This window comes from Pseudomonas sp., assembly GCF_050739655.1.
Lineage (GTDB): Bacteria > Pseudomonadota > Gammaproteobacteria > Pseudomonadales > Pseudomonadaceae > Aquipseudomonas.
This window is the reverse complement of record NZ_JBOIBY010000416.1, coordinates 1-15,159: the sequence shown is the minus strand read 5'-3', so window position 1 is coordinate 15,159 and position 15,159 is coordinate 1. Positions and strand designations below refer to the sequence as shown.

Below are 15,159 nucleotides of genomic sequence, written 5' to 3'. Positions count from 1 at the left end.
CCGATAAGCGCGCGGCTAATGCAAAAAGGGCCTTTGGTGAGGCCCGTAACGGTGGCCTATCCTACTGATGGCTCCGACCGACCACCACTCGGAATCTGTATTTTGCGAAAATGTTGTGGTTATTACTACATTTTCCCTTGAGTGATGCCTTGAAAAAAGGTATTTGTAGCTTAACTTGATAAAAGAACAAACATCATGCTCTCGATTACGGTTGAACCGTGCACCTTTGCCTTGTTCGGCGCTCTGGGCGATCTGGCCTTGCGCAAGCTGTTTCCTGCCCTCTATCAACTCGATGGTGCAGGCCTCTTGCACGAGGACACGAGGATCATCGCGCTGGCCCGGGAGGCTGGCAGCGAGCAGGAACACCTGGCGTTCATCGCCTCCGAACTGCGCCGCTACGTCGCTGCCAAAGAGCTGGACGAAGCCGTGGTCGAACGTTTTCTGGCTCGCCTGAGCTACTTGCACGTCGATTTCCTCAAGTCCGAAGACTACGTGGCTCTGGCCGAAGCGGCCGGTAGTGCACAACGGGTCATTGCCTACTTTGCGACCCCGGCAGCCGTCTACGGCGCGATCTGCGAGAACCTGGCCAAGGTCGGCCTGGCGGAAAACACCCGCGTGGTGCTGGAAAAACCCATCGGTTCGGACCTGGAATCTTCGCGCAAGGTCAACGATGCCGTGGCGCAGTTCTTTCCGGAGAATCGCACTTACCGTATCGACCACTACCTGGGCAAAGAGACCGTCCAGAACCTGATCGCCCTGCGTTTCGCCAACAGCCTGTTCGAGACCCAGTGGAACCAGAATTACATCTCCCACGTGGAAATCACCGTGGCCGAGAAGGTCGGTATCGAAGGCCGCTGGGGTTACTTCGACAAGGCCGGTCAGCTGCGGGACATGATCCAGAATCACCTGTTGCAGTTGCTCTGCCTGATCGCCATGGATCCTCCGGCCGACCTGTCCGCCGACAGCATCCGTGACGAGAAGGTCAAGGTGCTCAAGGCACTGGCGCCGATCAGCCCCGAAGGCTTGACCACCCAAGTGGTTCGCGGCCAGTACATTGCCGGTTACAGCGAAGGCAAACCGGTGCCGGGCTACCTGGAAGAGCCCAATTCCAACACCCAGAGCGACACCGAAACCTTCGTCTCGCTGCGTGCCGACATTCGCAACTGGCGCTGGGCCGGCGTGCCGTTTTACCTGCGTACCGGCAAGCGCATGCCGCAGAAACTGTCGCAGATCGTCATCCACTTCAAGGAACCATCGCACTACATCTTCGCTCCCGAGCAGCGCCTGCAGATCAGCAACAAGCTGATTATCCGCCTGCAACCGGACGAAGGCATTTCCTTGCGCGTGATGACCAAGGACCAAGGCCTGGACAAGGGCATGCAGCTGCGCAGCGGTCCATTGCAGCTGAATTTTTCCGACACCTGGAGCAGCGCTCGGATTCCCGACGCCTACGAACGGTTGTTGCTGGAAGTGATGCGCGGCAATCAGAACCTGTTTGTCCGTAAAGATGAAATCGAAGCCGCGTGGAAGTGGTGTGACCAGTTGATCGCCGGTTGGAAGAAATCCGGCGATGCGCCCAAGCCGTACGCGGCCGGGTCCTGGGGACCGATGAGCTCCATTGCTCTGATCACGCGGGATGGGAGGTCGTGGTATGGCGATATCTGATTTGAAACTGCCTCAGGGCGTCAGCGCCCGTGAGTTCAAGAGCCCGGTGCTGTTGGCCGAAGGCCTGGCGCTGTCGGTCGCCAAGCGACTGAGCGATGCCATCGACGCACAAGGCACCGCGACCCTGGTGGTATCCGGAGGTCGCAGCCCTGTGGCTTTTTTCCAGCACCTGGCCAAGCAGTCGCTGGACTGGTCGAGCGTCGTGGTCAGCCTGGCCGATGAGCGTTGGGTGCCGGTTGAACATGCCGACAGCAATGCCGGCCTGCTCAAGAAGTATCTGTTGCAAGGCCCGGCGGCCAAGGCGCAGTTCTTGAGCCTGTACAGCGCCAGCGCCAATCTGGAACAGGCGGCGGAGCAGGCTGATCGTCTGCTCTCCGAATTGCCGGTGATTGACGTGCTGATATTGGGCATGGGCGATGACGGGCACACCGCGTCGCTGTTCCCCAATAGCCCGAACCTCGCCGAGGCCTTGCAGGCCGACGGCGTTCGTCGTTGCTACCCGATGCTGGCGCCGACCGTGCCGCATCAGCGCCTGACCATGAGTCGCGCGCTGCTGGCTTCGGCCAAACACAAGGTTCTATCGATTTCCGGTCAGTCCAAGCTGACCACCCTGAACACCGCATTGGCCGGTGACGATGTCGCCGCACTGCCGATTCGCGCGTTTCTGCAACCCACGTTAGAGATTTACTGGTGCCCATGAGCCAAGGAACAGCCGCTATGACAAATCCATCCCCGACCGTTTCCATGGCGGATAAAGTTGCCCTGATCGACAGCCTCGCCGCCAAGGCGCGGATCCTGCCGGTCATCACCATCGCTCGCGAGCAGGACGTTCTGCCCCTGGCCGACGCCCTCGCTGCTGGCGGCCTGACCGCCCTGGAAGTGACCCTGCGTTCGCAGTTCGGCCTCAAGGCCATCCAGATCCTGCGTGAGCAGCGTCCGGAACTGCTCACAGGTGCCGGCACCGTGCTCGACCGCCAGATGCTGGCCGCGGCCGAAGCGGCGGGTTCGCAGTTCATCGTCACGCCGGGCATCACCCGCGATCTGCTGGAAGCCAGCGTCGCCAGCCCGATTCCATTGTTGCCAGGCATCAGCAATGCCTCCGGCATCATGGAAGGCTATGGCCTGGGCTATCGCCGCTTCAAACTGTTCCCGGCGGAAGTCAGCGGCGGCGTCGCGGCCATCAAGGCCTTGGGCGGCCCGTTCGGCGAAGTGAAATTCTGCCCGACCGGCGGCGTGGGCCCTGCCAACATCAAGAGCTACATGGCGTTGAAAAACGTCATGTGCGTGGGCGGTAGCTGGATGCTTGATCCGGAGTGGATCAAGAACGGCGACTGGGCCCGCATTCAGGAATGCACCGCCGAGGCCCTGGCGCTGCTGGACTGATCGCTTCACCCGACACTTCGTTGTGTGCTTTACGGCTTTACGGTGCGCTTGGTCGGTGCACCGTTTTTTTTGCCTACGCCCCTGTAGGAGCTGTCGAGTGCAACGAGGCTGCGATCTTTTGATTTTCAAAAGGCAAGATCAAAAGATCGCAGCCTGCGGCAGCTCCTACATGGGGGACGTGCGCCAGGACATCGTGCGATACATAGTTACCGCATCCTGAAAATCGGCCGGTGCTAGCCTGCGTTCATCTTATGGAAGAGAGAACGTCATGGACGCCAACACCCCAGCAACACCCGTTTGCCTGCTGTCCCCGGAACAAATCGCCGGCCCATATTTCCGCAACCCCAAACTCATCAGGAGAAACATCAGCGAAGGCGTCGACGGCATCCCGTTGATACTGCGCCTGACCATCGTTGATGCAATGACCTGTGAGCCTGTCAGCAATGCGCTCGTGGACATCTGGCACTGCAACGCACGTGGAGCCTATTCAGGCTGGAGCAAAATCAATCCGGATCTGGAGGTCGACACCGGCGACATCGGTGCAATCCCACGAACCGACGACGACACCTACCTGCGTGGTGGGCAGTTCACCGACCAATCGGGCAATGTACGCTTTACTACCATCTATCCGGGCTTCTATGCCGGCCGTGCCCTGCATATTCATGTGGCCGTACGAATCACCTCGGGCAACAACTATCTCGAAGAGCGGCACGTGGCCTGGGTTGGCCAGCTGTACTTTCCTGAAGTGGCCTCGCGTTCGGTGCTCGGCAATCGGCAATACAGCGGGCGCGCCTCTGTGCCGCTGAGCAATGAGCAGGATGAGCTTTACACGACCATGGGCGGCGACGTCTCGACCCTGAACATTCATACCCTCGGTCGAGACTCCAATGAAGATGGCTTTTTCGGGCAATTGACCATCGGCATCGACACCTTCGCCGTGTCGAACCAGATCAAACCCGAGGACTTCGATAAATACACTGTGTAACGTCAGCCCAATGCCGTCAGCGCCGTGGCCAGCAGGTTCATGTGCGCAGCGGTAGTGGTCAGCCCCGGCGTAATGCGGATACACGGGCCACTGGCTGCGCCATTGCGCACGACGGTAAACAGGTTGTATTCGTTGAGTAGCCGCTCGGCCATTGCCTGCTGGTCGTCATGCGCGGTAAAGCGCATGGAGGTAATGCCGCAATACAACCGCGGGTCATCCGGGGTCATGACTTCGATGCCCGGCAGCTCGCGCACCGCTCGCACCCACAGATTGCGCAGATACAGGAGTCGCGCGCCCTTGGCCGCTGCACCGCACATGGCCTCATGCTCTTCAAGCACCAATGGCAGAGTCATGAGTGCCGGGATGTTCGGTGTGCTGTAGGGCGTGCGGGCGCGAACATCGGTGATCGGGAAATGCATTTCACCCATGTCCGGGTCGATGTCGGCCAGGCGCTCGGGATCGATGTAGAGGAAACCCAGGGTCAGCGGTGCACCGATCCACTTGTGCAGGTTGTAGGCGGCAAAAGCGATACCCAGTTCATCGAGATCGAACTCGAACTGGCCCAGGGCATGGGCGCCGTCGAGGATCACATCGATGCCATGTTCTTTGGCGGCAGTGGCAATCGCCTGCACCGGCATCACCAGACCTGTGCGGTGGGTAACGTGGGTCAGCGCCATCAGCTTCAGCCGTGGATAACGCGCAAAAGTTTCCCGGTAGGTGGACAGCAAACTGTCGAAGCTGGCGGGATGCGCATGGTCGATCTCGATCACTTCAACGCCCCGGTGGCGCGCCAGCCAGCGCATCGCGCCCTTGACCGTGTCGTACTCCAGATCGCAGATCAGCACTTGATCGCCCGGTTGCAGGCGATTGTAGTTGCGGATCAACGATTGCAGACCTTGCGTGGCATTGCTGGTGAGAGCGACGCTGTCGGCGGGCACGCCAATCAACCCGGCCAACTGAGCGCGAATCTTCAGGCTGTCGCCTTGCTCGAAACGCTGGCGCACGTAGACCGAATTGCTGCGGTTAATCAGTTCGATGTTGCGCTGATATTCCTCGACCACGGTGCGCGACATGCGTCCGAAATAACCGTTTTCCAGGTTGATCGGGCCAGATTGGAGGTCGTAGCGGTCGGCAAAGGTCTGCCAAAAGGCTTCATCACGGGCGCGGCGGGTGTTATCGGGCATGGGCGTACTCAATCAGAGGCGAGAAGAACGAGGTCGGGATGAATGGATCAATGGCGAGGGGCAGGTTTGCCATGTTTGGCACGCAGGGGTTCGAGCAGTTCCGACAAGCCGTTGTGATCGATTTCATGCATCAACGCCAGCAAGCCACCCAGTTCGCCGTGGGGGAAACCTTCCCGGGCGAACCAGTTCAGATAAGGGCCAGGCAAATCGGCAATGATCCGTCCCTTGTATTTGCCGAAGGGCATTTCCCGGGTGATCAGTAGTTCGAGCTTTTCAGGGTTCATCACGCAGTCGTCTTGATTCAGTCAGTCTGGAAAATACAGGCATTCTGCATGCAGGCCAATTGACAGATCATGCAAAAAAAACGGATACAGATTTTCTAACAAAGAATAACTCATTGAATAATAAAGAATAATTATTCGATTTTGAGCTGGCATGCGCTCTGCAATAACTAAGTCATCTTTCAACCAACGCAAGGAATTGAAAAATGACCGACATGAATAAAGAAGCGATCTCTGTACTCAACGACCTGATTGAAACCAGCAAGGACGGTCAGGAAGGGTTCAAGACTTGCGCTGAAGACATTAAACACCCTGAGCTTAAAACCCTGTTTGTGCAACGCTCGGCCGATTGCGCCACCGCAGCTTCCGAGCTGCAGGCAGCCGTTCGTTCGATGGGCGGCGATCCGGAAACCTCCACCAGCGTCAGCGGTGATTTGCACCGTCGCTGGGTCGATGTGAAGTCGATGTTCACCGGCAAGGATGAAGAGGCGGTGCTCAACGAAGCCGAACGTGGTGAAGACCATGCGATGAAGGCCTACCGGGATGCCATGGAAAAAATCAACAAGCACAACCTGGTGGGCATTCGTGACATCGTCGAACGTCAGTACCACGGTGTGCAACGCAATCACGATCAGGTGAAAGCCTTGCGCAACCAGGCTCGTGCACGTTCTTAAGCGCAAATTTACTGTCAAAAACGCCAGCCAGCCTGGCGTTTTTTTATGCCTGGGATTTAGCGCTGGACGGCTTATAGATAGCTAGCTAATAATTTGTTTTTTCAAGTGACCGGTCCAAGCCGACTATCGTTAAATTGTCCCCCCAAGAGTGTCTTTAGTGCCTATCACCTTCCAGGCGTTGTTCGCGCCTGACCGCCATGCCTTGCAGTTCGCGATCAAGACTTTGATCGGCGGAGGCGTAGCGCTGTGGCTGGCATTGCGCTGGGGGCTGGAGCAACCGGCCTGGGCCTTGATGACCGCCTTTATCGTGGCCCAGCCGTTGTCCGGAATGGTGATGCAAAAGGGCCTGGCGCGGCTTTTGGGCACATTGGTCGGGACGATCATGTCCGTGGTGTTCATGGGTTTGTTCGCCCAGACACCCTGGCTGTTTTTGCTGGCGTTGGCGTTGTGGCTCGGCTTGTGTACCGCGAGCTCGACCTTGCTTCGCAGCGCCTGGTCCTATTCATTTGTGCTGGCCGGCTACACCGTGGCGATCATAGCCTTGCCAGCGATCAATCATCCGTTGGCGGTGTTCGATCAGGCCGTGGCGCGATGCACGGAAATCTGCCTGGGAATTATCTGCGCCACTGCCAGCAGTGCCTTGCTCTGGCCAATGCGGGTCGAGCGACAACTGGCGGATCAGGCGCGTGCGGCCTGGCAAAGCGGGATGAATGCTGCGCGGGCGACGCTAACCGGGGACGGTCAGGCGCGTAAGGGGCTGTTGGAAATCCTCGGGCGGATCGTCGCGGTCGATGCGCAGCGTGAACACGCCTGGTTCGAAGGCCGTCTGGGGCGGCAACGTGCGCGAGCCATCGGCGCATTGAGCCAGAAGCTGCTGATGTTGTTGCGCATCGCCCGCTCCGTACGTCGGCAGTGGAAGCAGTTGGAGCCGTGGGAGTCGACGCAATTGCTGCCTTGGCTGAGCGAGGTTCAGGGCGCGTTGAAGATGGCCGACCCGGCAGTCCTTCAGGCCTTGCGCCTACGCTTGCACAGTGCTTCCCATGACCCGTCCATGAGCTCGGCACAGAGTTACTGTCTGGTGCGATTCACCCTGCTGTTGGACACGGCCCTGGCGGCGAGTGCAGCGTTGCATGCGGTGGAAGAGGGCGGTGAAACCGTCTCTGCGCCGAAGACCCTCACTCCCCACCGCGACCTGTCGCTCGCCCTGGTGTTCGGCGCCCGAAGCGCCCTGGCGTTTCTGGTGGTTGCGACTTTCTGGCTGGCGACCGCGTGGCCCGCAGCGGCAGGTGCGATGTTGTTGACCTGTGTGGTGTGCAGTCTGTTTGCCAGTCGTGAGAACGGCGCGCAAATCGGCATGAGTTTCATGCGGGGTATTTTTCTTGCCCTTCCGGCGGCGTTCATCGTCGGGCAGATCCTGCTCCCGCAATGGAGCAGCTTTGCGATGCTTTGCATGGGCATGGGCGTGCCCTTGTTTCTCGGGGCATTGGGCATGGCCAAGCCACAGATCGGCGCCACGGCGACTTCGTTCTGCCTGCATTTTATTGTGCTGGTCGCACCGCTGAACCAGATGAAATTCGACGTCGCAACGTTCTTCAACAGCGCACAAGCCATGGTGATCGGTGTCGGCGCGGCAGTGCTGGCGTTCCATTTGCTGATCCTGCGCAACCCGGCGTGGCATGGCCGTCGATTACTGGCCGCGACCCTTGATGATCTGGTACGCCTGACCAGGCGCAACCTGGCCGGTGCCGAAAGCTGGTTTGGCGGGCGCATGGCCGATCGTTTGCTGCAACTGGCGCGGCACTATCCCGAACTGCCGGAGCCTGCGCGCAGTCGTTGGGATGACGGTTTGCTCGGGCTGGATATCGGCGATGAATTGCTGCACCTGCGCTTGAGTCTGGCGGTGGCGCAGCTGCCGGTTATCGCGCCGCAACAGCGTTATCTCGAACAACTGGAAAAAATCCTGCAACAGGGCCCCGCTGGCAATCGCGCCCAGGCATTGGCCGAACCCAGCGAAGCCTTGCTGCAAGCCTTGTACGCCTTGCCACCAAACGATGCGGTGAAACTGGCGCAAGGTGCGGTTCTGCAATTGCAAAGCAGCTGGCGTGCCTGGTGTCGTCAGCAGGAGGAAAGCCATGGGCTTGCGTGAGTGGGCGGTGGGTGGCGTGCTGCTCAGCCCGTTTCTGATTTACGTGCTGTTGGCGCTGCTGGTGACGGGCGCCTTACGCCTGTTGTTGCGCCTGACGCCGCTGGGCCGGTGGGTCTGGCACGAAGCGTTGTTTGATTGTGCCCTGTACGTCTGTGTATTGACCGTGATCACCGTCGTCCTCGGGCCTTTATAAGGAGTTGAATATGCGTACTCCCGTACGTGTTGCGGTAACCCTGTGCCTGGTGACGGTGGCGATTTTTGCCGGCGTGCATTTATGGCAGTACTACATGCTGACCCCTTGGACTCGCGATGCGCGCATCCGCGCCGACGTGGTGGTCATCGCCCCGGACGTGTCGGGTTGGGTGCGTGAGCTCAAGGCCCAGGATAATCAACAGGTGAAGGCCGGGGATTTGTTGTTGAGCATCGATCGCGACCGTTTCGAAGCTGCACTGGAAAAAGCCCAGGCCGTGGTGCAGACCCGTCAGCAACAACTCAGCTTGCGTGAGCGCGAAGCCAGCCGTCGTGCCAGCCTCGGGCCGCAAGCGATCAGCGCCGAGCTGCGGGAGAACGCGCAAATCAATGCCGGCATCGCCCGTGGCGAACTGCGCGAGGCTCAGGCCGAAGCCAAGGTTGCCGAGATCAATCTGGCACGCAGCCAGGTCCATGCACCGCGCAACGGTCACATCACCAACTTGCGTCTGGCCGAAGGCAACTACGTGAATGCCGGGCAATCGGTGATGGCGTTGATCGATGATTCGACCTTCTACGTGCAAGCGTATTTCGAAGAAACCAAGCTGCCGCGGATTCGAATCGGTGACCCGGTGAACGTCTGGTTGATGAGCGCCGGGGAAGCGCTGCAGGGCCACGTGGAAAGCATCAGCCGTGGGATCACTGATCGCAACACCACACCGGACGGTCAGTTGCTGGCGGAAGTGGAGCCGACCTTTAACTGGGTCAGGCTGGCGCAGCGGATTCCGGTGCGGATCAAGCTGGACAAGGTCCCCGAAGGCATCAATTTGAGTTCCGGGATGACGGCGAGCGTGCAGGTGCAGGAGGGCGAGCGTTAAGTCTCGTTGTGTTGCAGTCTTGTGGCGAGCAAGCGTGCTCCCTCGCCACAAGTGATCAGTGGATCAGCCGATGCTGATCGGTGGCAGCTCAGTCAGCGTCACGCTCTGCTGCTTGCGCGGCGCAAGGATTTCCGCCTCGCCGTCGACCACCAGCTCATCGCGCTGGTTGAACACGCGGGTGGCGATGCGCACGCGGAATTTCGGCATTTTTTCGAGAATTTCCAGGCGTACTGTCAGGGTGTCACCAATCTTCACCGGCTTCTGGAAGCTCATTTGTTGACCGATGTAGATGGTGCCCGGCCCAGGCAACTCGCAGGCGACCGCAGCGCTGATCAGTGCACCGCTGAACATGCCGTGGGCGATGCGTTCCTTGAACATGGTGCTGGCGGCGTATTCAGCGTCCAGATGCACCGGGTTATGGTCGCCCGACATGGCGGCGAACAATTGAATGTCGCGCTCTTCGACCGTCTTGCTGAAGCTGGCGGTCTGGCCGATTTCGAGGGCTTCGTAAGGGGTGTTGGTAACCTGGGTCATCTGTCTCAATTCCTGTGCGAATTAAAAGATTCACAAAAAAACTATTCGGTTCGATGTGGCCGGGATTTGCTCAAGGTCTGGTTGATCCAGCCCAGCACGTCGGCAGTCACTTCATCGCGGTTGGTTTCGTTAAACAGTTCGTGCCGTGCCTGCGGATAAATAGTCAGTTGCAGGCTCTGGCTTCCAGCCTCGCGCAGGGCGCCGGCCAGATCTCTCAGACGCTTGCCTTCGCTCACCGGATCACATTCACCGCCAATCACCAGCAGCGGCAGGCCCGGATCGATCTGGGCGAGATTGGACGCTTTGCTGATTTGCTGCAACCCACCGAGCAAATCGATCCACAGCTGATTGGTGCAGCGGTAGCCGCAGAGTGGGTCGTTGGCATACAAATCGACTTCCACCGGGTCGCGGCTGAGCCAGTCGAATGGGGTACGCACCGGCTTGAATTTTTTGTTGAACGAACCGAACGACAACCATTCGATCAATGCACTGCGCCCCTTGGGGCCCTGGCGCAGGCGTTCGAAACGGGCAATTTGCCGTGCCGCACGGTAAAGCGTTACGGGCTGGCAGTTCGAACCGCTGAGAATCGCCCCGTGCAGGCTGGCACTGTGATGCAGCAGATAACCCTGGGCGATGTAGCTGCCCATGCTGTGCCCGAGCAACACGATAGGCACACCGGGATGGTGCTGGCCGATATGCTGGTTCAGGCACGCCAGGTCGCCCACCACCTTGGCCCAGCCATCGCTGTCGGCGAAATGCCCGAGCGTCCCGTTTTCGGCAGTTTTGCCATGTCCACGCTGATCCGCTGCATACACGCCGAAGCCTTGATCGCAGAATTTTTCTGCCAGACGCCCATAGCGGCCACTGTGTTCGGCCATACCATGGGCCAGCAGAATCACTGCCTTGGGATGGCTTTCGGGCAGCCACTGGTTGACGTAGAGGCGGCTGCGGTCGCTGGTGGTCAGCCAGAACGTGTCGTGGATCATTGCGATTCCTTTGCTGGCGGTCACATATCACTGTAGGAGCGAGCTTGCTCGCGAAGGGCGACCCTGGCACCGCGGTGCGTCAGGTTTGCCGCGTTATCGTTGACGACCATCGCGACGGTGCGACGATTCGACAAGCTCGCTCCTACAGTGAAGTCTATAGCCCATCCTCCAGCAAAGTGTCTGATCAGGCCACGCCGGGGCAGCAAGATTCACGCGATCTATGACGCCCGTGCGCATATTTGCCTGATTCGCCATTACTGCTAGTGTCCCTGAAGCTCCGTTTTCCTGTGTTTCAAGAAACAACGAGAAATGACAGAAGAACGGCTCGGATAGGCTCAGGTAAAGAGGACAAGAACAATGCAACCTGATTTCTGGAATGACAAGCGCCCGGCCGGCGTGCCCCTGGACATCGATACGGGCGCCTACAAGTCGGTCATCGAGGTGTTCGAACGTTCCTGCAAGAAATTTGCTGATCGCCCGGCGTTCAGCAACATGGGAGTGACCCTGACCTACGCCGAACTGGAACGCTACAGCGCCGCATTTGCCGGCTATTTACAGGCCCACACCGATCTGGTGGCGGGGGATCGCATTGCGGTGCAGATGCCCAACGTCCTGCATTACCCGATTGCCGTGTTTGGCGCGTTGCGCGCCGGGCTGATCGTGGTCAACACCAACCCGCTCTATACCGCGCGAGAGATGCGTCACCAGTTCAAGGATTCCGGTGCCCGGGCGCTGGTGTACCTGAACATGTTCGGGCAGAAAGTCCAGGAAGTGCTGCCCGACACCGACATCCAGTACCTGATCGAAGCGAAAATGGGCGATTTCATGCCCGCGGCCAAGGGCTGGCTGGTCAATACGCTGGTGAGCAAGGTCAAGAAAATGGTGCCGGCGTTTTCCTTGCCCCAAGCCATTTCCTTCAAAAGTACTTTGCGTATGGGGCGAGGCCAAGGCATCAAGCCGCTGAACGCCGGCCTAAACGACATTGCCGTGCTGCAATACACCGGCGGCACCACCGGCCTGGCCAAGGGCGCGATGCTGACCCACGGCAACCTGGTAGCGAACATGCAACAGGCACGGGCCTGTCTCAGTCAGTCGGCCAGCGACGGCCAGCCGCTGCTGCGCGAAGGGCAGGAGATCATGATCGCGCCGCTGCCGCTGTACCACATCTATGCCTTCACGGCGAACTGCATGTGCATGATGGTGACGGGCAACCACAACGTGCTGATCACCAACCCACGGGACATCAGTGGCTTCATCAAGGAACTGAAGAACTGGCGGTTCTCGGCATTGCTGGGGCTCAACACGCTGTTCGTCGCGCTGATGGATCACCCGGACTTCAAGACCCTGGACTTCTCCAGCCTCAAGCTCACCAACTCCGGCGGCACTGCGCTGGTCAAGGCGACAGCCGAACGTTGGGAACAACTGACCGGTTGCCGCATCACCGAAGGTTACGGCCTGACCGAAACTTCGCCGGTGGCTTGTACCAACCCGTATGGCGACCAGTCGCGGATCGGTACGGTCGGCCTGCCGGTGCCGGGCACTGCGCTGAAAGTCATCAGCGATGACGGCGTCGAACAACCTTTGGGCGAACGCGGCGAGTTGTGCATCAAGGGCCCGCAGATCATGAAGGGCTACTGGCAGAAACCTGAGGCCACGGCCGAAGTGCTGGATGCCGAGGGCTGGTTCAAGTCCGGTGATATCGCGGTGATCGACCCGGACGGCTTCGTGCGTATCGTCGATCGCAAGAAGGACATGATCATTGTCTCGGGTTTCAACGTGTACCCGAACGAGATCGAAGACGTGGTGATGGCACACCCGAAAGTCGCCAACTGTGCGGTCATCGGTGTGCCAGACGAACGGTCGGGGGAGGCGGTGAAGCTGTTCGTGGTGGCCCGTGAAGCGGGCGTCAGCCTTGAAGAGCTGAAGGCTTACTGCAAGGAGAACTTCACGGCGTACAAAGTACCCAAGCACATCGTGCTGCGGGAGTCCCTGCCGATGACGCCAGTGGGCAAGATCCTGCGGCGGGAGTTGCGTGATATCGCCTGATCGGTGAATGGCCGATCCCTGTAGGCGCGAGCCCGCTCGCCATGGACGACAACTATAACGCGCGCTGTCTGAATGATCGCGTTCCCCGGACGTTTTTCGCGAGCAAGCTCGCTCCTACACGTTTAAGCGAAAGCCCCGAATTTCGGGGCTTTCAGCGATATATAGGTTTTTTGCTCTAAAATGACCGCTTGTCATTCTTGAGTCACTATTGTGACCATAGAGGCCGCTTTTGGCTCTAGTCGACCCTTTGCAAAGCTGCTACTCTCGGCGCGCTTTGTGACTTCTCGGCCTTCTATCAGCCAGATTTACCAATGGCCAAACACCAATAATAATCGCATCAAATGCGGTGCTGAATTCGCGTTGCTGAGGAGTGGGCTTCCATGATCGAAGACTTTTGGAAGGATAAGTACCCAGCCGGGATTGCTGCCGACATCAATCCCGACGAGTATCCGAATATTCAGGCAGTGTTGAAGCAATCCTGCCAACGCTTCGCCAACAAGCCGGCATTCAGCAATCTGGGCAAGACACTCACCTACGGTGAACTGTACGAATTGTCCGGTGCGTTTGCCGCTTACCTGCAACAGCATACCGACTTGCAGCCCGGCGATCGAATCGCCGTGCAACTGCCCAACGTGTTGCAGTACCCGGTTGCCGTCTTCGGCGCCATCCGCGCCGGGCTGATCGTGGTCAACACCAACCCGCTGTACACCGCGCGGGAAATGGAGCACCAATTCAACGACTCCGGAGCCAAGGCCCTGGTCTGCCTGGCCAACATGGCGCACCTGGCTGAAACCGTGGTGCCGAAAACCGGCGTCAAGCACGTGATCGTCACCGAAGTCGCCGACCTGCTGCCGCCGCTCAAGCGCTTGCTGGTCAACAGCGTCATCAAGTACGTGAAGAAGATGGTGCCGGCCTATCACTTGCCAAAAGCCGTCAAGTTCAACGACGTGCTGAGCAAAGGCCTGGGCCAGCCAGTGGCGGAAGCCAACCCGGCCAGCGGCGATGTCGCGGTGCTGCAATACACCGGCGGTACCACCGGCGTGGCCAAGGGCGCGATGCTGACCCACCGCAACCTGGTGGCGAACATGCTGCAGTGCAAGGCGCTGATGGGGTCCAACCTCAATGAAGGTTGCGAGATCCTGATCACGCCGCTGCCGCTGTACCACATCTATGCGTTCACCTTTCACTGCATGGCGATGATGTTGGCGGGCAACCACAACATCCTGATCAGCAACCCGCGCGACCTGCCGGCGATGGTCAAGGAACTGTCGAAGTGGAAGTTCAGCGGCTTTGTCGGTTTGAACACACTGTTCGTGGCCCTGTGCAACAACGAAGGTTTCCGCAAGCTGGACTTCTCCGCGCTGAAAGTTACCTTGTCGGGCGGCATGGCCCTGCAACTGGCCGCGGCCGAACGCTGGAAAGCGGTGACCGGTTGCGCCATCTGCGAAGGCTACGGCATGACCGAAACCAGTCCGGTGGCGACGGTGAACCCGATCCAGCACATCCAGGTCGGCACCATTGGCATTCCGGTGCCGTCGACCCTGTGCAAAGTCATCAACGATGCCGGTGTCGAGCAGCCGCTGGGCGAAATCGGCGAACTGTGCGTGAAGGGGCCGCAAGTCATGAAGGGTTACTGGCAACGCCAGGAAGCCACCGACGAGATCCTCGACAGCGAAGGCTGGTTGAAGACCGGTGACATCGCGCTGATCCAGCCCGATGGCTTCATGCGCATTGTCGATCGCAAGAAAGACATGATCCTGGTTTCCGGTTTCAACGTGTACCCGAACGAGCTCGAAGACGTGCTGGCTACCCTGCCGGGCGTGCTGCAATGCGCGGCCATCGGCGTGCCGGACGAAAAATCGGGCGAGGCGATCAAGATTTTCATCGTTGCCAAGCCGGGCGTGACCCTGACCAAGGAACAGGTGATGGAGCACATGCGCGCCAACGTCACCGGCTACAAGGTCCCGCGCTCCGTGGAATTCCGCGATGCACTGCCGACCACCAACGTCGGCAAGATCCTGCGTCGTGAATTGCGCGATGAAGAGCTGAAGAAGATCAACGCGAAGAAAGCCACCGCGTAATCAACAAAAAGCCCCGCAGATGCGGGGCTTTTTGTTGGTCGGCTGGCAACACCGATCCTCTGTAGGAGCGAGCATGCTCGCGAAAAAGGTACAGACAACGCGGGCATCCAGGCACCCCGCGTTATCG

The 15,159-nt window shown here is 59.2% G+C and carries 14 protein-coding genes; 10 read left to right on the top strand and 4 right to left on the bottom strand.

What is annotated here, in order from left to right; genetic code table 11:
- Positions 1–195: 195 nt before the first annotated feature.
- The 4 genes from zwf to ACRESJ_RS20355 all read left to right on the top strand — a co-directional run bounded on the left by zwf (position 196) and on the right by ACRESJ_RS20355 (position 4,033).
- Positions 196–1,665 carry a glucose-6-phosphate dehydrogenase gene (gene zwf / locus ACRESJ_RS20370; RefSeq protein WP_431759498.1) on the top strand — a complete coding sequence of 490 codons (1,470 nt, stop codon included), beginning with the start codon at positions 196–198 and terminating at the stop codon, positions 1,663–1,665.
- Positions 1,652–2,365: a 6-phosphogluconolactonase gene (pgl, locus tag ACRESJ_RS20365; protein ID WP_431759497.1), complete on the top strand. Its 714-nt coding sequence runs from the start codon at positions 1,652–1,654 to the stop codon at positions 2,363–2,365. The genes zwf and pgl overlap by 14 nt, the downstream gene beginning before the upstream one ends.
- A gap of 17 nt (positions 2,366–2,382) precedes the next feature.
- A complete protein-coding gene (locus ACRESJ_RS20360; RefSeq protein ID WP_431759496.1) occupies positions 2,383–3,048 on the top strand; it encodes a bifunctional 4-hydroxy-2-oxoglutarate aldolase/2-dehydro-3-deoxy-phosphogluconate aldolase in 666 nt (221 codons plus the stop codon).
- Positions 3,049–3,316: 268 nt separating this feature from the next.
- A complete protein-coding gene (locus tag ACRESJ_RS20355) occupies positions 3,317–4,033 on the top strand; it encodes an intradiol ring-cleavage dioxygenase (RefSeq protein WP_431759495.1) in 717 nt (238 codons plus the stop codon).
- A gap of 2 nt (positions 4,034–4,035) precedes the next feature.
- Here ACRESJ_RS20355 and ACRESJ_RS20350 read toward each other — a convergent pair whose 3' ends face one another.
- Together ACRESJ_RS20350 and ACRESJ_RS20345 are read right to left on the bottom strand one after the other, a co-directional pair.
- Entirely contained in the window at positions 4,036–5,217 is a 1,182-nt protein-coding gene (locus tag ACRESJ_RS20350; RefSeq protein ID WP_431759494.1) for an aminotransferase class V-fold PLP-dependent enzyme, read from the bottom strand.
- A gap of 47 nt (positions 5,218–5,264) precedes the next feature.
- Positions 5,265–5,501, bottom strand: coding sequence for a DUF3820 family protein (locus ACRESJ_RS20345; protein ID WP_065259339.1), 237 nt, complete (start codon positions 5,499–5,501; stop codon positions 5,265–5,267).
- A 203-nt stretch (positions 5,502–5,704) separates the two neighbouring features.
- On the opposite strand from ACRESJ_RS20345, the gene ACRESJ_RS20340 reads away from it, so the two are divergent.
- The 4 genes from ACRESJ_RS20340 (at position 5,705) to ACRESJ_RS20325 (ending at position 9,385) form a co-directional block, all read left to right on the top strand.
- A complete protein-coding gene (locus ACRESJ_RS20340) occupies positions 5,705–6,172 on the top strand; it encodes a ferritin-like domain-containing protein (RefSeq protein ID WP_431759493.1) in 468 nt (155 codons plus the stop codon).
- 157 nt (positions 6,173–6,329) lie between these two features.
- Positions 6,330–8,318: an FUSC family protein gene (locus tag ACRESJ_RS20335; protein WP_431759492.1), complete on the top strand. Its 1,989-nt coding sequence runs from the start codon at positions 6,330–6,332 to the stop codon at positions 8,316–8,318.
- On the top strand, positions 8,305–8,511 hold the full coding sequence (locus tag ACRESJ_RS20330) for a DUF1656 domain-containing protein (RefSeq protein ID WP_431759491.1): 207 nt from the start codon (positions 8,305–8,307) through the stop codon (positions 8,509–8,511). Before ACRESJ_RS20335 ends, ACRESJ_RS20330 begins: the two co-directional genes overlap by 14 nt.
- Before the next feature lie 10 nt (positions 8,512–8,521).
- Positions 8,522–9,385 (top strand): efflux RND transporter periplasmic adaptor subunit, encoded by an 864-nt coding sequence (locus tag ACRESJ_RS20325; protein WP_431759490.1) that lies wholly within the window; start codon positions 8,522–8,524, stop codon positions 9,383–9,385.
- A gap of 63 nt (positions 9,386–9,448) precedes the next feature.
- Here ACRESJ_RS20325 and ACRESJ_RS20320 read toward each other — a convergent pair whose 3' ends face one another.
- Together ACRESJ_RS20320 and ACRESJ_RS20315 are read right to left on the bottom strand one after the other, a co-directional pair.
- Complete coding sequence (locus ACRESJ_RS20320) at positions 9,449–9,919, bottom strand: MaoC family dehydratase (RefSeq protein ID WP_431759489.1); 471 nt, start codon at positions 9,917–9,919, stop codon at positions 9,449–9,451.
- A gap of 41 nt (positions 9,920–9,960) precedes the next feature.
- Positions 9,961–10,905 (bottom strand): lysophospholipase, encoded by a 945-nt coding sequence (locus tag ACRESJ_RS20315; protein WP_431759488.1) that lies wholly within the window; start codon positions 10,903–10,905, stop codon positions 9,961–9,963.
- A 357-nt stretch (positions 10,906–11,262) separates the two neighbouring features.
- On the opposite strand from ACRESJ_RS20315, the gene fadD2 reads away from it, so the two are divergent.
- The gene (gene fadD2, locus ACRESJ_RS20310) at positions 11,263–12,951 is read left to right on the top strand and encodes a long-chain-fatty-acid--CoA ligase FadD2 (protein WP_431759487.1); all 1,689 of its coding nucleotides are present in this window, start codon (positions 11,263–11,265) and stop codon (positions 12,949–12,951) included.
- 380 nt (positions 12,952–13,331) lie between these two features.
- Positions 13,332–15,032, top strand: a complete 1,701-nt coding sequence (gene fadD1, locus ACRESJ_RS20305) for a long-chain-fatty-acid--CoA ligase FadD1 (RefSeq protein WP_057399018.1) — start codon at positions 13,332–13,334, stop codon at positions 15,030–15,032.
- Positions 15,033–15,159 lie beyond the last annotated feature (127 nt).